Source organism: Agromyces arachidis (assembly GCF_052805135.1).
The window spans coordinates 333,754-352,561 of record NZ_JBRBDK010000001.1 but is presented as its reverse complement, the minus strand read 5'-3'; the positions used below and the strand labels follow the sequence as shown (position 1 = coordinate 352,561).

16 protein-coding genes are annotated in these 18,808 nt (G+C 72.6%); 8 read left to right on the top strand and 8 right to left on the bottom strand.

The window, feature by feature from the left end; translation table 11 throughout:
• Positions 1 to 7 precede the first annotated feature (7 nt).
• The 5 genes from ACUY4T_RS01695 to ACUY4T_RS01675 all read right to left on the bottom strand — a co-directional run bounded on the left by ACUY4T_RS01695 (position 8) and on the right by ACUY4T_RS01675 (position 6,084).
• Positions 8 to 1,492, bottom strand: coding sequence for a sensor histidine kinase (locus ACUY4T_RS01695; protein WP_446017159.1), 1,485 nt, complete (start codon positions 1,490 to 1,492; stop codon positions 8 to 10).
• A complete protein-coding gene (locus ACUY4T_RS01690; RefSeq protein ID WP_446017158.1) occupies positions 1,479 to 3,002 on the bottom strand; it encodes a multicopper oxidase family protein in 1,524 nt (507 codons plus the stop codon). Before ACUY4T_RS01690 ends, ACUY4T_RS01695 begins: the two co-directional genes overlap by 14 nt.
• A gap of 63 nt (positions 3,003 to 3,065) precedes the next feature.
• Positions 3,066 to 4,559, bottom strand: coding sequence for an amidohydrolase (locus tag ACUY4T_RS01685; RefSeq protein ID WP_446017157.1), 1,494 nt, complete (start codon positions 4,557 to 4,559; stop codon positions 3,066 to 3,068).
• Between the two features lie 7 nt (positions 4,560 to 4,566).
• Positions 4,567 to 5,571 (bottom strand): Fpg/Nei family DNA glycosylase, encoded by a 1,005-nt coding sequence (locus tag ACUY4T_RS01680; protein ID WP_446017156.1) that lies wholly within the window; start codon positions 5,569 to 5,571, stop codon positions 4,567 to 4,569.
• 3 nt (positions 5,572 to 5,574) lie between these two features.
• Entirely contained in the window at positions 5,575 to 6,084 is a 510-nt protein-coding gene (locus ACUY4T_RS01675; RefSeq protein WP_446017155.1) for a ribose-5-phosphate isomerase, read from the bottom strand.
• Between the two features lie 122 nt (positions 6,085 to 6,206).
• On the opposite strand from ACUY4T_RS01675, the gene pepN (ACUY4T_RS01670) reads away from it, so the two are divergent.
• Together pepN (ACUY4T_RS01670) and pepN (ACUY4T_RS01665) are read left to right on the top strand one after the other, a co-directional pair.
• On the top strand, positions 6,207 to 8,759 hold the full coding sequence (gene pepN, locus ACUY4T_RS01670; protein WP_446017154.1) for an aminopeptidase N: 2,553 nt from the start codon (positions 6,207 to 6,209) through the stop codon (positions 8,757 to 8,759).
• 3 nt (positions 8,760 to 8,762) lie between these two features.
• Complete coding sequence (gene pepN, locus ACUY4T_RS01665; protein WP_446017153.1) at positions 8,763 to 11,324, top strand: aminopeptidase N; 2,562 nt, start codon at positions 8,763 to 8,765, stop codon at positions 11,322 to 11,324.
• A 24-nt stretch (positions 11,325 to 11,348) separates the two neighbouring features.
• On the opposite strand, the gene ACUY4T_RS01660 is transcribed toward pepN (ACUY4T_RS01665), so the two are convergent.
• Entirely contained in the window at positions 11,349 to 12,053 is a 705-nt protein-coding gene (locus tag ACUY4T_RS01660) for a hypothetical protein (RefSeq protein WP_446017152.1), read from the bottom strand.
• A gap of 194 nt (positions 12,054 to 12,247) precedes the next feature.
• Between ACUY4T_RS01660 and ACUY4T_RS01655 the strand changes: the two genes are divergently transcribed.
• From ACUY4T_RS01655 to ACUY4T_RS01645, 3 genes are read left to right on the top strand one after another with little or no spacing between them, the layout of a single operon-like run.
• Positions 12,248 to 13,390 (top strand): mechanosensitive ion channel family protein, encoded by a 1,143-nt coding sequence (locus tag ACUY4T_RS01655; RefSeq protein ID WP_446017151.1) that lies wholly within the window; start codon positions 12,248 to 12,250, stop codon positions 13,388 to 13,390.
• Entirely contained in the window at positions 13,387 to 13,776 is a 390-nt protein-coding gene (locus tag ACUY4T_RS01650) for a globin (protein WP_446017150.1), read from the top strand. Before ACUY4T_RS01655 ends, ACUY4T_RS01650 begins: the two co-directional genes overlap by 4 nt.
• Before the next feature lie 44 nt (positions 13,777 to 13,820).
• A complete protein-coding gene (locus ACUY4T_RS01645; protein ID WP_446017149.1) occupies positions 13,821 to 15,500 on the top strand; it encodes an FAD-binding dehydrogenase in 1,680 nt (559 codons plus the stop codon).
• A gap of 34 nt (positions 15,501 to 15,534) precedes the next feature.
• Here the strand turns inward: ACUY4T_RS01645 and ACUY4T_RS01640 are convergent, their stop codons facing one another.
• The gene (locus tag ACUY4T_RS01640) at positions 15,535 to 16,221 is read right to left on the bottom strand and encodes a DUF8185 domain-containing protein (RefSeq protein ID WP_446017148.1); all 687 of its coding nucleotides are present in this window, start codon (positions 16,219 to 16,221) and stop codon (positions 15,535 to 15,537) included.
• 89 nt (positions 16,222 to 16,310) lie between these two features.
• Here ACUY4T_RS01640 and ACUY4T_RS01635 point away from each other — a divergent pair, with 89 nt between their 5' ends.
• From ACUY4T_RS01635 to ACUY4T_RS01625, 3 genes are all read left to right on the top strand, one after another.
• Positions 16,311 to 17,192, top strand: coding sequence for an acyl-CoA thioesterase (locus tag ACUY4T_RS01635; RefSeq protein WP_446017147.1), 882 nt, complete (start codon positions 16,311 to 16,313; stop codon positions 17,190 to 17,192).
• Positions 17,193 to 17,307: 115 nt separating this feature from the next.
• Positions 17,308 to 17,778 carry a QcrA and Rieske domain-containing protein gene (locus tag ACUY4T_RS01630; protein WP_446017146.1) on the top strand — a complete coding sequence of 157 codons (471 nt, stop codon included), beginning with the start codon at positions 17,308 to 17,310 and terminating at the stop codon, positions 17,776 to 17,778.
• Positions 17,779 to 17,781: 3 nt separating this feature from the next.
• The gene (locus ACUY4T_RS01625) at positions 17,782 to 18,330 is read left to right on the top strand and encodes a hypothetical protein (protein ID WP_446017145.1); all 549 of its coding nucleotides are present in this window, start codon (positions 17,782 to 17,784) and stop codon (positions 18,328 to 18,330) included.
• On the opposite strand, the gene ACUY4T_RS01620 is transcribed toward ACUY4T_RS01625, so the two are convergent.
• Positions 18,331 to 18,807: an acyl-CoA thioesterase gene (locus tag ACUY4T_RS01620; protein WP_446017144.1), complete on the bottom strand. Its 477-nt coding sequence runs from the start codon at positions 18,805 to 18,807 to the stop codon at positions 18,331 to 18,333.
• Position 18,808 lies beyond the last annotated feature (1 nt).

The following is an 18,808-nucleotide window of genomic DNA, read 5'->3' as shown; positions in this document are numbered from 1 at the left end:
TCCCACCCTAGCGAGGGTCCGAGGCGGCCGGCCCGGCCGTCGGAGGCGCTTCGACGAGCCCCGAGGCGGATGCCTCCGACACGGGTTCCGGGACGAACGGGAAGTGCGCGCCCACCACGGTGGGCCCTCCGGCGGGGCTGTCGACGAGCAGGACGCCGCCGAGCCCCCGCACCCGCTCGGCGAGGCCGTCCAGCCCGTGCCCGGGGACCGGGGCGGCGCCCCCGCGGCCGTTGTCGGTGACCCACAGGTCGAGCCAGTGGCCGCTCGCACCCGTGTCACGGGTGGACGCGCGCAGTCGGACGGCGCTCGCCGACGCATGCTTGACCGCGTTGGTGAGCAATTCGGCGGTGATGAAGTACGCGTTCCGCTCGATGGCCGCCGGGAGCGCGGCATCCGTCGGCAGGAGGAGTTCGAGCGTCACGGGGACGGGACTGCGCGCGGCGAGCGACTCCAGAGCGCTGGGCAGCCCGCGGTCCTGGAGCAGCGGCGGGGCGAACCCGCGTGAGAGTGCGCGCAGCTCGTCCAGCGTGTCGCGAGCCTGTTCGCGGGCCTCGCCGAGCAGAGCACGGGCCGCGTCCGGGTCGGCGTCGAGCTTGCGCTCGATCGCGGCGAGGTCCATCTGCAGGCGCACGAGCCGCTGCTGGGGTCCGTCGTGGATGTCGCGCTCGAGCCGACGCAACGCGGCATCCTCCGCTTGGACCGCCGCGCCTCGTGACGCGGACAGCTGCGCGACCTGGCGTTCGAGCGCCTCCGAGCGCCACGCGCCGAGCATGCCCCGGTCGATCGCCTCATGCAGGCGGGTCAGGCCGCCCGTGATGAGCGGCAGGGTGAGGAGGAACACCACGCCGAGCAGGAACTGCACGACGCCCTCCACGATGAGCGGCTCGACGCCGAGGGCGTCGGCCCCACCCGGAACCAGCCGATCGAGCAGCCACTCGCTCGCGCGAACGCCCCGATCGAAGGAAGGCAGGGTCCAGGCGAAGAGCCAGTAGGTGAGTCCGCCGAGCGCGATCGCAGTCCACACGACCGTCACCACCCAGCTGAACAGCGCGACGACCGGGAAGACCACCATGCCGTGCAGGAGGTAGAGCCAGTAGTGCCCGTCGATGAGCGGTCGGAGGAACGCCGCCCAGCCGTCCTCGCCGGCGGGACCGCGCTGCCAGCGAGGCTCGCGTACGGGCGGCCGGCCCGCCCAGCGCAGCCGCATGAGCTCGAAGGCACCCACGCCGCGCGCCGTGTAGAGGGCGCCGAGCACGACGACGACGCCGACCGCGATGACGATGAGGCTCACGCCGGTCGAGAAGAGCGTGACGAGGACCGTGAACGCGACGATGGCGACGGGGAAGCCGAGCAGCAGGTACGCGAGCTCGCGGGGCAGCGCCGCCCAGCGGGCGCCGTAGCCGCGGCGCCGGGTCGCGGCATCCGTGAGCGTGGTGGCGGGATCCGCAGCCGGCGGCCTGGCGGCCGGCACGGCGGGCTCAGTCGTGGTCATGGTCGGTCATCTCCTCGCTCATGGTCGCACGCTGACCGGGCTCGACGACGGCGAACTGGCCCATCATCCCCTGGTCCTCGTGCCACAGCAGGTGGCAGTGGTACATGTACGGCGCGTCCGGGTCCGCGAAGTCGTCGAACCGCAGGATGAGTTCGTACTCGGTCTCGGGGCGGACGTAGATCGTGTCCTTCCATCCGGCGAGCTCGGGCGGCGGCGCGGCGCCGTCGACGGAGGCCACGCGGAACTGCACGTCGTGCACGTGGAAGCTGTGCGGCATGCCGCTCGGGTTCGACACGACCCACCGCTCGGCGGTGCCCACGGTGACGGTCTCGTCGATGCGGTCCATGCGCATCTGCTCGCCGTTGATCTGGAAGCCCTCGAGGTCGAACGTGCGGGTGGCGGCGAGGTCGGTCTCGACCGGCGGCAGGTCGGCCAGCCTGCCGGGCACCTCGGGCGCTGGGTCGAGCAGGTCGGCAGCCCGCAGCTCGAGCACGTCGAACGCGTCGGTCGCGCCGTTGATGCCCGCCACGACCGGGTTCAGCCCTGCCGCGTCGGGCGTCATGACGGACTGCAGCGTGCGCCGCTCCTCCGGTTCCATGCGGACGAGCACCTCGGCGCGCTCGCCCGGCGACAGCATCACCCGGTCGAGGGCGACGGATGCCGCGAGCAGCCCGCCGTCGGTCGCGATGACGTCGACCGGCCGGCCGTCGCCCCACGCGAACGCGTAGCTGCGCGCGGTCGACGCGTTGAGCAGGCGCAGCCGCACGAGCTCGTCGCCGACCTCGGCGTACGCGCCGCGCGCGCCGTTCACGAGGGCTTCGTCGCCGAGGCGCCCGGCGAAGCCCTGCGGCGCGGCCTCGAGGCGACCGTCGTCGGCGAGCGCGACGTCCTGGACGATGACCGGGAGATCGTCGACGCCGTACTCGCGCGGCAGCGGCAGCGCCGACTCGGCGTCGTCGCGCACGAGGAACATCCCCGCGAGGCCGCGGGCGACGTGCTGCTCGGTCTCGCCGTGCGGGTGCGGGTGGTACCAGAGCGTCGCGGCGGGCTGGTCGACGGTCCATGCGGGCGACCAGGTGTCGCCGGGGTCGACCATCTGGTGGGGGCCGCCGTCCATCTCGGCGGGCAGGTGCATGCCGTGCCAGTGCACGGTCGTGGGTTCGTCGAGCGAGTTGACGACGTCGACGCGCACGCGCTCGCCGCGTTCGGCGACGAGCGTCGGGCCGAGGTAGGCGCCGTTGAAACCCCAGGTCTCGCTCGGGGCTCCGGGGACGAACGCGGTCGTCCCGGCCTGCGCCACGAGCCGGAAGACTCGCGTGCCGTCGGCGTCGACCGTCGACTCGGCGAGTGGCGGCACGGGCAGCGGCGTATCGAAGTCGACCTCGCCGACGGTCGTGACGCGGCCGGGCCCGCCGACGGAGCAGGCGGCGAGCGCAAGCGCCGTCGCGGCGGCGGTGACGCCGACCGCGGCGGAGACGAGGACGGCACGTGGGCGGCGGAGTTCGGGCATGCTCCAAGCCAACCGGCCGGGGAACTGCCGCCCCAGCCGGTCGGCACCCGGATCTGGCGGGGGCTATCCCCCGTGGGTGATCCGGCCGCCGAGCACGGTGAGTGCGACCGGCATGCGGCGCAGGTCGTCGACGGATGCCTCCGCCGGGTCGAGCTCGACGACGGCGAGGTCGGCGGCCATGCCCTCGCGCACGTCGGCGCCGACGCCGTCGGTCGATGCGGCGAGCGCGGCGCGCACGTCGACGGCCTGCTCCGGATGCCACGGCCCGCGTCCGTCGCGGGTGCGGCCGACGGCGGCGGCGATCGCGACCCACGGGTCGAGGGGCGCGACGGGCGCGTCGGACCCGAGGGCGAGCTCCACGCCGGCGGCAGCGAGGTCGCGGAGCATGAAGGCGCGGTCGGTGCGTCCGGCCCAGTAGCGGTCGGCGACGTCGCGGTCGTCCATGGCGTGCTCGGGCTGCACGGACGCGACGATGCCGAGGCGGGCGAATCGCGCGACGTCCTCGTGGCGGAGCAGCTGGGCGTGCTCGATGGTCGCGCGACCGTGCCATCCGCTCGGCTGCACCGCTTCGAGCGCGTCGAGGGCGCGTTCGTTGGCGCGGTCGCCGATGGCGTGCACGGCGGGGTCGAGGCCGATCTCGCCGGCGCGGCGCAGGTGCGGCACGAGCTCGTCGTAGGGCACGTTGGCGACGCCGTAGGGGTGCTCGTCCGGCCCGAGGCCCGGGTAGGGGTCGGCGCACCACGCGGTGCGCGTGTTGAGGGAGCCGTCGGTGATCACCTTGTAGCCGCCGACCCGGACGAGTCCCCCCGTGCCCTCCACGGCGTCTCCGGTTCGGAGCCCGGCCTCCTCCGCGCGGTCGAGGTGCTGCGTGTAGACGCCGAACCGCACCCGCAGGGCGTCGAGCCCGTCCGCCGCGCGCCGCGCCCAGTCGTCGCGGTTCCAGCGCATCTCGTAGTCGACGACGCCCACCACGCCGCGCGCTGCGGCGGCTCGGGCGGCGTCGGAGATCCACCCGTCGAGGACCCGGTCGGCGACGTCGTCGAGTTCGCGCACGAGGCGGAAGCAGTCCTCCTCGCGGAGCACGCCGCTCGTCCCGGCCGCGTCGAGCATGCCGTGCCGGCGCGCGGCCGCGGTGTTGACCCAGCACGAGTGCAGGTCGCCGGAGACGAGCACGACGGGCACGTCGCCGCCGATGCGGTCGAGCAGTGCGATCGTCTGCGTGTCGGGCCAGAGCCCGTCGCGGTACCCCATGCCGATCACCTCGTCGGCACCGGCGCGAACGGATGCCGCGGCGAGCTCGGCCGCCTCGGCCGCCGAGTCGGCACCGCCGAGGTCGATGCGCCGGGCGGCCATGGCCCACTGCGCCATGTGCACGTGGCGGTCCCAGAGCCCCGGCACGACCCAGCGGCCGGCGAGGTCGATCCGTTCGCCGCGGGTCTTTCCGCCCGCTCCGCGGGCCAGGACGCGCACCCGGCCGTCCTCGATCCGGAGGTCGACGGGTGCATCGCGGCCGGGCAGGCGCGCGTCTGCGAGGGTGAGGTCGGGTCGTGGGCTCATCGGGGTCCTATGCCTGGCAGGAAGGGCACCAGTACAGCTTTCTGGCGCCCATCTCCTCGAGGAGGATGTTCGTGCCGCACACCCGGCAGGGCAGGCCCTCGCGCTTGTACACCCAGTGGCGGTCGTCGCGGTCGGCCATCGCCCGCCGCCATGCATCCTCATCCAAGCCGTCCATGGTCATCATCTGGCCGGTCTCGACGCCGATGCGCAGGAGCCTCGACCAGTCGTGCCACAGCGCTCGGACCGTCTCCTCGGGTACGAGCCGGCCGGGCGTGTGCGGGTTCAGTCGCGCGCGGAACAGCAGTTCGGCGCGGTAGACGTTGCCGATGCCCGAGACGACGTTCTGGTCCATGAGGAGCAGGCCGATGGGCGTGGGCTTGCGGCGGACGACGCTCGTGAAGCGCTCCTCGGCGTCGGGTCCGTCGTCGAGGAGCGGATCGGGGCCGAGCCGTCCGACCACCTGCTCGACCTGGGCCGGGTCGAGCACCTCGCACGCGGTGGGGCCGCGGAGGTCGGCGACGACCGTGTCGGTGAGCAGCCGCACCCGCACCTGGCCGACGGGCTCGGGCGGGAAGGCGTCGAACCCGTCCTGCTCCTTCTCCGACTCCGACATGCGCAGCCGGGTGCGCCGCGGCGCGCCGATCGAGTGCAGCGAGTTCTCGCCGGCCGCATCGAGCACGACGGCGTCGGGGTTCGGCCCGTCGAGGAACGTGCCCTTCTGGTTCGTCTGCCCCATGCGGCCGTTGGACGACGCGATCGTGGCATCCATCAGGATGTCGCCCGCGAAGTCCCACGCGCCGTACATGCCGAGGTGCACGCGCAGCCAGCGGTCCCCCTCGAAGCCGAGGAACATCTGCTTGCCGACCGCGCGGGCGTCCGTCATCCGCCGCCCGTCGAGGTCGGCCGCGCCCTCGGCGAACCGGCCCTGCGGGCTCGAGGCGCGCACGACGCGACCGACGAAGTTGCGTTCGAACTGCCGGGTGATGCGGTGGACGGAATGGCCCTCGGGCACTCGCTACTCCCCCGCGGCCGGCGCCTCGACGTCGACGCCCTTGCCCGCGATGTCGCCGGTCGTCTCGTACTCGGCGAGCTGCGCGATGCGGCGCACGTGGCGCTCGTCACCCGAGAACGGCTCGGCGATGAAGGCGTCGATATAGCGGATCGCCTCCTCGACCGTGTGCTGGCGGGCGCCGATCGAGATGACGTTGGCGTCGTTGTGCTGGCGGGCGAGGATCGCGGTGTCCATGCTCCAGACGAGGGCGGCGCGGATGCCCCGCACCTTGTTGGCCGCGATCTGCTCGCCGTTGCCCGACCCGCCGAAGACGATGCCGAGCGCCTTCACCCCGGCGGCCTGGTCGCGCGCCACGGCGAGCGCGGCGTTGACGCAGAAGGCCGGGTAGTCGTCGAGCGGGTCGTAGTCGGCGGGGCCGTGGTCGACGACGTCGTGGCCGCCGTTGGCCAGGTGCGCCTGCAGCGTCCGGCTGAACTCGAGGCCGGCGTGGTCGGTCGCGATGTGGATGCGCATGCGCCAAGTCTAGGGAGCGCGCACCCCTCCCGGACGCGGTGTCGCCGGACTAGGCTGTTCGGGTTGCCCGGACCCACGAACGCCCGCGGCGACGCATCCGTTCGACGCAGATGGAGAGCCGAGTGCCTGGAGAGAACCTCACCCGCATCGAAGCCGAGGAGCGCGCGGCGCTCGTCACGGTGCACGACTACGACGTCCGACTGGACGTCACCACGGGGCCGGAGGTGTTCCGGACCGAGACGACCGTGCGCTTCAGCGCGCGCGAGGGCGCGTCGACGTTCATCGACGCGATCATGGCAGCGGTGCATTCGGTGACGCTGAACGGGGAGTCGCTCGACCCCGCCGAGGTGAGCGACGGGGCGCGCATCCAGCTGCCGAACCTCGCGGCCGAGAACGAGCTGGTCGTCGTCGCCGACGGCCGGTACATGCACACCGGCGAGGGCCTGCACCGCTTCGTCGACCCGGTCGACGACGAGGTCTACCTCTACACGCAGTTCGAGGTGCCCGACTCGCGCCGCGTGTTCGCCGTGTTCGAGCAGCCCGACCTGAAGGCCGCGTTCCGCTTCGCCGTGACCGCCCCGGCGCACTGGCAGGTCGTGTCGAACTCGCCGACGCCCGAGCCGGCTGAGGCGCACGAAGGTGCGAAGACCTGGGCGTTCGAGCCGACCCCGCGGATCTCGAGCTACATCACCGCGCTCATCGCCGGCCCGTACGACGTGGTGCGCGACGAGCTCACGAGCGCCGACGGCCGCGTGGTCCCGCTCGGCGTGTTCGCGCGCAAGAGCCTGTCCGAGTACCTCGACGCCGACTACGTCTTCGAGAAGACCAAGCAGGGCTTCGAGTACTTCGAGGCGAAGTTCGGCGTGCCGTACCCGTTCGCGAAGTACGACCAGCTCTTCGTCCCGGAGTACAACGCGGGGGCGATGGAGAACGCCGGCGCGGTCACGTTCACCGAGGTGTACGTCTTCCGCTCGAAGGTGACCGACGCCGTCAAGGAGCGCCGCGTCGTCACGATCCTGCATGAGCTCGCCCACATGTGGTTCGGCGACCTCGTCACCATGAAGTGGTGGAACGACCTGTGGCTGAACGAGTCGTTCGCCGAGTGGGCCTCGACCATCGCCACGGCCGAGGCGACCGAGTGGTCGGGAGCGTGGACCACGTTCAACGCGATGGAGAAGAGCTGGGCGTACCGCCAGGACCAGCTGCCCTCCACCCACCCGATCGTCGCGGAGATCCGCGACCTCGAGGACGTGCTCGTCAACTTCGACGGCATCACGTACGCCAAGGGCGGATCGGTGCTCAAGCAGCTCGTCGCCTGGGTCGGGGTCGACGCCTTCTTCGAGGGCGTGTCCGCGTACTTCCGCAAGCACGCCTGGGGCAACACGACGCTCGCCGACCTGCTCGTCGAGCTCGAGGCTGCGAGCGGCCGCGACCTCTCGGACTGGGGCCGGCTCTGGCTCGAGACCGCGGGCGTCAACACGCTGCGTCCCGAGATCGAGACGGACGACGACGGGCGCATCGCCTCGTTCGCCGTGCTGCAGTCCGCGGTCGCCGAGTACCCGACGATCCGTCCGCACCGCCTCGCGATCGGCTTCTACAACCTGAAGGACGGCAGACTCGTCCGCGACCACCGCGTCGAGCTCGACGTCGACGGCGAGCGCACCGAGGTCGCCGAGCTCGTCGGCATCGAGCGACCCGACCTCGTGCTGCTGAACGACGAGGACCCCGCGTACGCGAAGATCCGCCTCGACACCGCGTCGCACGGGGTGGCGCTCGCGAACCTCTCCGAGATCGACGACCCGCTCGCACGGGCCCTCGTCTGGGGCTCGGTGTGGGATGCCACCCGCGATGCCGAGACGCGGGCGAGCGACTACCTGGCGCTCGTGCTGGGCAACATCGCGAGCGAGACCGAGTCGACCACGCTGCGGGTCGTGCTCGCGAACTCGATCCTCGCCGCGAGCGCCTACACCGAGCCGGCTCGACGCCCGGACGCACTCCGGCAGCTGGCCGACGGCTTCTGGGAGCTCGCGGGCCAGGCCGAGCCCGGCAGCGACGCGCAGTTCCAGTTCGTGAAGGCGTTCGCCTCGATCGCCGAGCACGGCACCCGACAGGAGGACCTGCTCGCCCTATACAACGGCGCGCTCTCGCTCGACGGGCTGTCGGTCGACACCGACCTCGGCTGGGAGCTGCTCGTCGCGCTCGCCGCGGCCGGCCGGGCCGACGACGCCGACATCGACGCGCGGCTCGCGACCGACGACACCGCCACCGGCCGCGAGGCCGCCGCGAAGGCGCGCGCCGCCATCCCGACCGCGGAGGCCAAGGAGCGCGCCTGGGCGTCGCTCGTCGACGTGGACACCGCGTCGAACTCGGTCGTGCGCGACACCGCCGCCGGATTCCTGCGCTCGGCCGACCCGGCGCTGCTGCAGGCGTTCGTGGAGCGCTACTTCGCCATGATCGGCACGGTCTGGGAGTCGCGCAGCTACGCGATCGCCGAGAAGCTCGTCGACGGCCTGTACCCGTCGCCGCTCGCCGACGCCGAGCTCGCCGCGGCGAGCCGGGCGTGGCTCGAATCGCACGCCGACGCCCCGCCGGCGCTGCGACGCCTCGTGGTCGAGAGCCTCGCCGGCGTGGACCGGGCGGTCGCCGCGCAGGCGCGCGACGCGCAGGAGGCATAGGCCGTGGGCCGCCCCGACCTGACGCGGGCGGAGGCCGAGGAGCGCGCCGCGCTCCTCGGCTCCCCCTCCTACGAGGTCACTCTGGACCTCACCGGCGACGACCGGCGTTTCCGCTCCGACACGATCGTGCGGTTCACGGCGCGACCCGGCGCGTCGACCTTCATCGAGTCGACGACGTCCGAGCTGCACGAGGTCACCCTGAACGGGGTGGCCCTCGACACGGCCTCCGTGTCGGACGGGTTCCGGATCCGCCTCGACGGGCTCGCCGCCGACAACGAGCTCCGCGTCGTCTCGACGCGCAAGTACACCAACACGGGCGAGGGCCTGCACCGCTTCGTCGACCCGGTCGACGGCGAGGCGTACCTGTACACCGAGTTCGCGGTCGCCGAGGCGAACCGCGTCTACGCCGTGTTCGACCAGCCCGACCTCAAGGCGTCGGTGCGCTTCACGATCACCGCGCCCGGGCACTGGACGGTGCTGAGCAACGCGCCGTCGCCCGAGCCCGACCCGGGCGCGGCATCCGGCACCGCCACCTGGGCGTTCGAGACCGGACCGGTCATCTCGAGCTACATCGTGGCGATCATCGCCGGACCGTACGCGTCGTGGCATTCGTCGGCGACGAGCACCGACGGGCGCGACGTGCCCCTCGGCCTGTTCACCCGCCGCTCGCTCGCGCAGTACGCCGAGCCCGACGTCATGTTCGAGCTGGTGCGCGACGGGCTCGGGTTCTACGAGGATGCGTTCGGCGTGCCGTACCCGTACGGCAAGTACGACCAGATCTTCGTCCCCGAGTACAACTGGGGCGCGATGGAGAACGTCGGCGCAGTCACGTTCAACGAGGGCTACCTGTTCCGGTCGCGCGTGTCCGACGCGCGACGCGAGCAGCGCGCGATCGTCGTGCTGCACGAGCTCAGCCACATGTGGTTCGGCAACTCGGTGACGATGCGCTGGTGGAACGACCTCTGGCTGAACGAGTCGTTCGCGACCTGGGCGTCGACCCTCGCGACCTCGCGCATCACGGAGTTCGCCGACGTGTGGGCGACGTTCGCCAGCGACGAGAAGACCCACGCCGCCGAGCAGGACCAGCTGCCCTCGACGCACCCGATCGTCGCCGTCATCGACGACATCGGCGATGTCGAGGTGAACTTCGACGCGATCACGTACGACAAGGGCGCCTCGGTGCTGAAGCAGCTCGTGGCGTGGGTCGGCCTGGAGGCCTTCCAGCGCGGCGTCGGCGCGTACCTGTCGGCCCACGCCGGCGCGAACGCGACACTCGGCGACCTGCTCGCCGAGCTCGAGGCCGCAAGCGGTCGCGACCTCGCCGACTGGTCGGCGAAGTGGCTCGAGACGGCCGGCGTGAACACGCTGCGCCTCGAGGTCGAGACGGATGCCGCCGGTGCGGTCACCGCCGCCCGTGTGCTGCAGGCCGCCGCCGCGTCGCACCCCACCCTGCGTCCGCACCGCATCGCGATCGGCCTGTACGACGACGTCGACGGCCGTCTCGAGCGGGTGCACCGCATCGAGCTCGACATCGACGGCGCGTCCACCGAGGTCGCCGACCTGGTCGGGCGCGCCCGGCCGGCGCTGCTCCTCCCCAACGACGACGACCTGACCTACGCCAAGGTCCGGCTCGACGATCCGTCGTTCGCCGTCGCGCGCGACCGCCTCGCGGAGATCGCCGATCCGGTGGCGCGCGCCGTCGTCCTCGGCTCGGCGTGGGACGCCGTGCGCGACGCCGAACTGCCGGCCTCCGAATTCGTGCGACTCGTCGTCGCGAACATCGGCCACGAGACCCAGTCCGCGGCGCGCGGCCTCGCCCTCGCCCGCCTCGAACTCGCGTCGTCGCGCTACCTGGCCGACGCCCATCGAGACGAACTCGCCGAGGAGGCCGCCGACGCCGTCTGGGCGCTGGCCGAACTCGCGCCCGTCGGCTCGGACGCGCAGCTGCAGTTCGTGAAGGCGTTCACGCGCCTGGCCTGCGCGCCCGCCCACGGCGACGTGCTCGACGCGCTCCGCACCGGGGAGAAGCGGCTGGACGGGCTCGAGGTCGACCTCGACCTGCGCTGGGAGATCACGATCGCGCGGGCGGCCCTCGGCGCGGCATCCGACGACGAGATCGACGCCGCGCTCGCCGCCGACGACACCGCCAAGGGCCGCCAGCTCGCCGAGACCGCCCGCGCGGCCCGTCCGGAGCAGTCCGTGAAGGATGCCGCCTGGCACCGGGTCGCGACCGACGCGACGCTCTCGAACGACGTCGCCCGGGCGATCGCCGACGGCTGGCAGCGGACCGTCGACCCGGGCCTGCTCGCCGGCTCCGTCGACGACTACCTCGGCATGCTCGAGCGCGTCTGGGCCGAACGGAGCTTCACCATGGCCTCGCTCATCGTGCGACGGCTCTTCCCGGCGCCCGTGGTCGACGCCGAGCTCGCCCGCCGCACCCGCGCCTGGCTGGACGAGCACCCGGAGCCGGCTCCGCTGCACCGGCTGGTCGCCGAGCAGCTCTCGGAGCTCGAACGGGCCCTCGCCGCGCGCGAGCGCGACGCGGCGTCGGTCACCGTGGGCTGATCCGCGGACCGCCGTCGCGGTGCCCTACCTCGACACGACGAACAGCAGTGTTCCCGTGATCGCCACGAGACCGGACACCGCGACGGCGGCTCGGTAGCTGCGCGTTCGAAGCCGCAAGTGGATCAGGTCGACGACCACGAGCGCGACGAGCAGCGCCGCCGCGGCCGGAAGCGAATGGAAGTGGAGGACGAGCATGGCTGCCGCCGCCGCGCCGACCCCTTCGAAGAGCGCGAGCGCGAGCATCCAGCCCACGGGCCCGACGCCGGTCGAACGCACGTCCATCTCGGTCAGCTGCTGCCAGCCCTGCCGTGCCGACGGTGAGGGGTCGCGCAGCACCGCGAGCGGCAGGTCCAAACGGGCCGAGGTGAACGCGAGCGTCGCCGCGATGATGCCGGGAGGCACCAGCCACATGGCCGCTGGCCGGTCGATCATCGCGATCAGGGAAGCGGCCGTGATCCAGGTCGCATCGAAGACGACCACGGTGGCGATCGAAGCGATGCGTCCCGCCGGATCGCCGACGCGGCGGAAGACCGACCCGAACGTCGCGACCGCGGCCGCATGGAAGGCGACACCGAGGGCGACGCCGAGCAGGAACCACCCGAAGAGCTCGACGATGAACGCCGGCTCGCCCTCGGACGGGCGAGCCAGCACTCCGATGGCCATCATGAGGATCGCGAAGCACGCCGCGACCGGAATCGCGATGCCGCCCACGAGCCTGCGGACGCGCACCGCGCGGGCGGACAGCGCCTCGAAGTCGAAGCCCGACGCTGCTGCGCGCTCGGACGGCGACGCGCGCGCCCACGCCGCGTCGTCGAGGGATTCGGAGGTCGCGGTGCGCGACTGCGGCGTTCGAGCGCTCGGGCACCGGTCAACCCTAGTGCCGGCGACGTCCGCCGACCGAGCGTCGAATAGACTTCCGAACCATGCTCCGACTCGAAGAGCCGCTCCCCGACCCGGTGGACGTGACGACGCAGATCGACGTGTTCTGGGCCAGCTGGTGGGGTCTCCTGCTCACCGACGCCATCACGGTCGTCGCGATCGTGGTGATCGCGCTGCTGGTGCGGTGGGCGCTGCACTTCGCGATCCGGCGCACCGTGAACCGCATCGTCTCCGGGGTCAAGCGCAAGCAGGACGTCGATGACACCCAGGCACTCGCGGCCTCGCCGCTCGCCGCGGTCCGCGTCGTGCAGCGCACGCGAACACTGGGCTCGGTGCTCACGAACTTCGTCAACATCACGCTGTTCATCGTCGTCACCCTCGCGGTCGTCAACGTGCTCGCGCCCGACATCCTCGGCTCGTTCACGCTGCTGTCCGCCGCGCTCGGTGCGGGCCTCGGCTTCGGCGCGCAGAACATCGTCAAGGATGCGCTCAACGGCTTCTTCATGGTGATCGAGGACCAGCTCGGCGTCGGCGACATCGTCGACCTCGGCCACGCGTCCGGCATCGTCGAGGACGTGCGCATCCGCGTCACGTCGGTGCGCGACGTGAACGGCACCCTCTGGTTCGTGCGCAACGGGGAGATCAACCGGGTGGGCAACATGTCGCAGGGCTGGGCCCGCGTCATCATCGACCTCGCCGTGCCCTACGAGGCCGACGTGGACGAGGTCGAGACGGCCCTCCTGCGCACGGCGACCGAGATGGCGCAGTCGTCGAAGTGGCGCCCGCGCATCCTCGAGAAGCCCGAGGTGTGGGGTCTCGAGTCGATCTCGGCCGACGCGATGGTGATCCGGGTGGTGATGAAGGCGCGGACCTCGTCGAAGGACGATGTGGCACGCGAACTGCGGATGCGGCTCAAGCGCACGCTCGACGACCAAGGGCTCCGGCTGCCGAGCCTGTCGAGCGTCGTGCTCTCCGGGTTCGAGGGCGTCACCCGGGTCAAGGGCGCGAAGCCGCCGAAGACCGCGCCCAGCCCGGTCGTTGCCGACACGAAGGACCGGCGCGCCCTCCGGGCGAAGCGTGCCGTGGAGTCGATCACGGGCTCGGGCAGCGTACCCGGGCCGGACTCCGCGACCCCGCCCGCCGACCCGCTCGCACCGACCGACGCCCCGCCGAAGGACGCCCCGTGAACCTCCCCTCCCCCAGCTTCTACGAGCAGGTCGGCGGCCGGCCGACCTTCGAGCGACTCGTGCACGAGTTCTACCGCGGCGTCGCCGACGACCCCGTGCTCAAGCCGATGTACCCCGAGGAGGACCTCGGGCCGGCCGAGGAGCGACTCCTGATGTTCCTCGAGCAGTACTGGGGCGGCCCGACCACCTACAGCGAGCAGCGCGGACACCCGCGACTGCGGATGCGTCACCTGCCGTTCAAGGTCAACCCCGATGCCCGCGACCGGTGGCTCGCGCACATGCGCGCCGCGGTCGACACGCTCGAGCTCCCGCCGGTCGCGGATGCCACCCTGTGGGACTATCTGCAGCGCGCCGCATTCGCCATGGTCAACACGTTCGAGGAGTAGTCCCGAACCGCCCGACCGCCCCATCCGAGACGAAGGAGTCCGAAGTGGCCGACCCGATCCGAACGACCCGCGCCGAGCGCTCCGAGTACGACGCCGTCATCGTCGGGGCGGGCCTGGCCGGCCTGGTCGCCGCCGCCGAGCTCGTCGACGCGGGCAAGCGGGTCGCGATCGTCGAGCAGGAGCCCGAGGCGAGCCTCGGCGGGCAGGCGTGGTGGTCGTTCGGCGGGCTCTTCCTGGTCGACTCCCCGGAGCAGCGGCGCCTCGGGGTGCGCGACTCGCTCGCGCTCGCGCGCGAGGACTGGCTGGGCAGTGCGGCGTTCGACCGCGCTGAGGACGAGTGGGGGCGACGGTGGGCCGAGGCCTACCTCGAGTTCGCCGCCGGCGAGAAGCGCGCCTGGCTGCGCGAGCGGGGCCTGCGGTTCTTCCCCGTCGTGGGCTGGGCCGAGCGCGGCGCGGGAACGGCGCGCGGCCACGGCAACTCCGTGCCCCGCTTCCACATCACCTGGGGCACCGGTCCGGGCGTGTTGGCCCCGTTCATCGCGAGGGTGCGCGCCGGCGAGGCCGCCGGCCTCGTCGACCTCCGGTTCCGCCACCGGGTCGACGAGCTCGTCACGGAGGCGGGGGCGGTCGTGGGCGTGCGCGGTGCGAATCTGGCCCCCGACGACGCCCCACGCGGCGCGCCGTCCAACCGCGACGAGACCGGCGACTTCGACCTGCGCGCACCCGCTGTGCTCATCGCGTCGGGCGGCATCGGCGGCAACCACGACCTCGTCCGCGCCGCGTGGCCCGACCGCCTCGGCACGCCGCCCGAGCGCATGCTGTCGGGAGTACCGGCCCACGTCGACGGCCGCGCGCTCGGGATGGCGGCGGCATCCGGGGCACGGCTCGTCAACGGCGACCGGATGTGGCACTACACCGAGGGCATCCGCAACCACGATCCCGTGTGGCCGTCGCACGGCATCCGGATCCTGCCCGGGCCCTCCTCGCTGTGGTTCGACGCGACCGGGCGCCGCCTGCCGCCGCCCCTGTTCCCCGGGTTCGACACGCTCGGCACCCTGGAGCACCTCGCCCGGACGGGACACGGCCACTCCTGGTTCGTCCTCACCCAGCGCATCATCGAGAAGGAGTTCGCGCTCTCGGGCAGCGAGCAGAACCCCGACCTGACCGGCAAGGACCTGAGGCGACTCGCCGAGCGACTCGGCCCGGGCGCGCCGGGTCCGGTGGAGCGGTTCAAGGAGCGCGGGAAGGACTTCGTCGTCGCCGATTCGCTGACGGAGCTGCTCGACGGCATGCGCCGGCTCGACCCCGACAGCGTGCTCGACACCGCCAATGTCGAACGGGAGATCATCGCACGCGACCGGCAGGTCGACCACGAGTTCTCGAAGGACCTCCAGCTCACCGCCATCCGGGGTGCGCGGAACTACCGCGGCGACCGCCTCATCCGCGTGGCGCCCCCGCATCGGCTCCTCGACCCGAAGGCCGGGCCGCTCATCGCCGTGAAGCTGCACCTGCTGACGCGCAAGAGCCTCGGCGGCATCCAGACCGATCTCGACGCGCGCGCGCTCGACGCCGACGGCGCACCCGTGCCGGGTCTGTACGCGGCCGGCGAGGCGGCGGGGTTCGGCGGAGGAGGCATGCACGGCTACCGGGCGCTCGAGGGCACGTTCCTCGGGGGCTGCCTCTTCACGGGCCGGGCGGCCGGGCGGGCGATCGCGGCCCGCTGACCGCATCGGCCCTCGGGTCGGGCGGATGCCGCGGCTACGACCGCAGCGTCCACGCCTTCCGGCGCACGAGCACGTGGCCGCGCCTCGAACTGAGCCGCGTCCACGGCCCGGTCTCGAAGACCGAGATGGGGTCGTCGCCGAGGAAGCCGAGGCTGAAGGCCGCGAACGCGGCACCCGCCGGGACGTACTCCAGCCCGTCGATCCCGCGGCCCCACACCTCGGCGCGCACGCGCTGGACGAGCTGCTCCCCCGTGCCGTCCGGGATGACCTTCGCGACCTCGTCGATGCCCTCGCGGGCGGCGCGCTCGAGGGTGGCGGCGTCGGTCTCGCCGAGCGGACGCCATCCGCCGCGCGGCGGGGAGATCCCCGCCCAGGTGACGGTGTTCACCTCGGGCGGTCGGGTCATCGTGACCGGCCGGGGATCGGCCGTCTCGTCGTCGCCGAGCGCGCTGCGGGCCCGGACGATGCGCTCGACGACCGAGCGCATCGGCACGACCACGTCGAAGTCGTCGGTCTCGAAGAGCTGGAAGGTGCGCAGGCCCAGCACCGTGGGACTCTCGTCGAGGATGCCGCGCGGATACAGGATCGCGGTGTAGACCGCGAGGATGTCGTTCCCCGCGATCAGTCGCACGGCTCCGTCCTCGACCCGGGACGCACGCTGCAGGTACGTGTGGAGGTCGCCGAGCGACAGGCTGTCGGCGAGGGTGAATTGCTGGACCATGGCCTGTCTAGACTACCGAGAGAGCGCCGCGGCCCCAGCCGTCGAGCGCCGCCGGCGGGCGGATCGGCGACCGACCAGACGGAGGAACGATGAACGGTCCCATCGACGGCCTGCTGAGCACCCTGCGGCTCACCGACACCGGTGCGCGGACGCACGAGGACATCTTCACAGGGCCCTCGCAGTGGATGCCGCTCGGGCGCGTCTTCGGCGGACAGGTGCTCGCGCAGTCCATCACTGCGGCCACCCACACGGTGCCCGACGATCGTTCGATCCATTCCATGCACGGCTACTTCCTCCGGCCGGGCGACGTGCAGCACCCCATCACCTTCTCGGTCGACCGCATCCACGACGGGCGCTCGTTCTCGACCCGTCGCACGCAGGCGTTCCAGCACGGCGAGCCGATCCTCTCGCTCATCGCCTCGTTCCAGACCCACGACGAGGGCCTCGAGCACCAGATGGAGATGCCCGCCGACCTGCCGGACCCCGATGGGCTGCCGTCGACGGCCGACGTCCTCGGGCACCTCGAGCACGACGTGGCGCGCTACTGGTCGAGCGAACGGGCGTTCGACGTCCGACACATCCCCTCGCCGGTGTACCTCCAGGTCGACGGCGACCGCACGCCGCGCCAGGCGGTGTGGATGCGGGCGTTCGGCCGGCTTCCGGACGACCCTCGCCAGCACCGGGCGGCGCTCGCCTACGCGAGCGACTACTCGATCCTCGAGCCGGTGCTCCGGGCGCACGGCGTCGCGTGGGCGACGCCCGGGCTGAAGGTCGCGAGCCTCGACCACGCGATGTGGTGGCACCGGGATGCCCGCGTCGACGAATGGCTCCTGTACACCATGGAGTCGCCGTCGGCGAGCGGCGGCCGTGGCCTCTCGCTCGGGCGCATCTACACGCGCGACGGGGTCCTCGTGGCGAGCGTGGCCCAGGAGGGAATGGTGCGGGCGCCGCAGTCCGCGCCGCGCGACTGAGGCCGGGCGGGCCGGCGTTTGCTGGGCGAACGCCGCGTGCTTCCCCACGACCTGCCGGGTCTGTCGCAGAATGGCAGCACCGCCGCGCCGGCGGCCGACTCCGGGAGGCTTCGACATGGACGACGCTCGTGAACTCTCACGCCGAACCGCGCTCGCGATCGGCGGCTCCGGCGCCCTCGGCGGGGCGCTGATCCTCGCCGGGTGCGCGCCGGCGGCCGAGGACGACGCTCCCGATGACGGGGCCGCAGGCGACACCTCGACGTCGACGCCGAGCGAGGCCGCCGGCGGCGCGGCCGGCGAGGAGGTCGCGGCGCTCTCCGACATCCCCGTCGGGGGCAGCATCGACGCGGAGATCGCCGGCGAACCGGTCCTCCTCGCGCGGCCGACGGAGGACGAGGTCGTGGCGTTCAGCGCGATCTGCACGCACCAGGGCTGCGTGGTCGGCGCGGAGGGATCGAAGTTCGCGTGCCCGTGCCACGGTTCCATCTTCGACGCGGCGACCGGCGACGTGGAGGTGGGACCCGCGCTGGAGCCCCTGGCGAAGGTCGCGGTCACGGTCGACGGCGACCGTATCGTCGCAGGCTGACCCGTGGACCTCCAGGTCGCGGGCCTGCCCCTCCACGTGCTGCTGGTGCATTTCGTCGTGGTCGGGGTGCCGTTGCTGGCCCTCGCACTCGTCGTGCTCGCCGCGTGGCCGGCGGCCCGTCGTCTGCTCTGGATCCCCGTGCTCGTCGCCGCGGTCGGGCTGCTCGGCGTCACCTGGCTGACGGTCGAGGCCGGCGAATGGCTTCAACAGCGCGTCCCGGAGACGCCGCTCATCGAGGCGCATACGGGCCAGGGCGACGACGTGCTCCCCTGGGTGATCGCGCTGGCCGCGGTGGCGGTGCTCGTCTCGGCCCTCGCGATCGTCGAGTCCCGCGCCCGACGTGCCGCCACCGACCCGGAGGTGGCGGCGAACCGCGGCATCGCCACCTCGCCCGAGCGACGGAGCGCCGGCGGCGTCGTCGTGGCCGTCGTGTTGATCGTCGCGGCGGTCGGGGTGGGCGCCGGAGCCGTCTGGACGCTCATCCAGGTCGGCGAGTCGGGCACGCGCGCGGTCTGGGAGGGGTCGTTCAGCGACGATCCGATCGAACGCTGATCAGCGACGACGGAAGCTGATCGGGTCGCCGACGTACGGCTCCCACGCGGCCCGCTCGCCGTCGGTGATCCGACGCGGTCGCTCGGTGGCGGCGTCGACGAGGACGATCGTCGTGACGGCGCGCGTGTAGAGCGTCCGCGGCTCGACGCCCGCGGGCGAGTTGACCTCGTAGCAGACGTCGAGGCTCGCCCCGCCCATGTGGCCGATCCACAGCTCGATGTCGAGCGGCTGGCGCTGGTACGGGATGGGCGCGAGGTACTCGACCTCCTGCCGCGCGATCAGCGTGACGGTGCCGGCGCCGGGCGTGGCGTCGAGGACGGCCGTGGAGGCGCCGACGGCGTGCTCCGCCGTGTCTTCGGACACCCAGAACGCCTGGATGCGAGCCTCCTCGAGGAGGCTCAGCATCCGGGCGTTGTTCACGTGGCCGTACGCGTCGAGATCGCTCCATCGCAGCGGCGTGGGCACGTGCAGGCGCACG

Bases quoted from the DNA above. Each gene is read 5' to 3' on its own strand.
- ACUY4T_RS01695 (WP_446017159.1), bottom strand. From the start codon at position 1,492: ATGACCACGACTGAGCCCGCCGTGCCGGCCGCCAGGCCGCCGGCTGCG.
- ACUY4T_RS01690 (WP_446017158.1), bottom strand. From the start codon at position 3,002: ATGCCCGAACTCCGCCGCCCACGTGCCGTCCTCGTCTCCGCCGCGGTC.
- ACUY4T_RS01685 (WP_446017157.1), bottom strand. From the start codon at position 4,559: ATGAGCCCACGACCCGACCTCACCCTCGCAGACGCGCGCCTGCCCGGC.
- ACUY4T_RS01675 (WP_446017155.1), bottom strand. From the start codon at position 6,084: ATGCGCATCCACATCGCGACCGACCACGCCGGCCTCGAGTTCAGCCGG.
- ACUY4T_RS01655 (WP_446017151.1), top strand. From the start codon at position 12,248: ATGCTCCGACTCGAAGAGCCGCTCCCCGACCCGGTGGACGTGACGACG.
- ACUY4T_RS01640 (WP_446017148.1), bottom strand. From the start codon at position 16,221: ATGGTCCAGCAATTCACCCTCGCCGACAGCCTGTCGCTCGGCGACCTC.
- ACUY4T_RS01635 (WP_446017147.1), top strand. From the start codon at position 16,311: ATGAACGGTCCCATCGACGGCCTGCTGAGCACCCTGCGGCTCACCGAC.
- ACUY4T_RS01630 (WP_446017146.1), top strand. From the start codon at position 17,308: ATGGACGACGCTCGTGAACTCTCACGCCGAACCGCGCTCGCGATCGGC.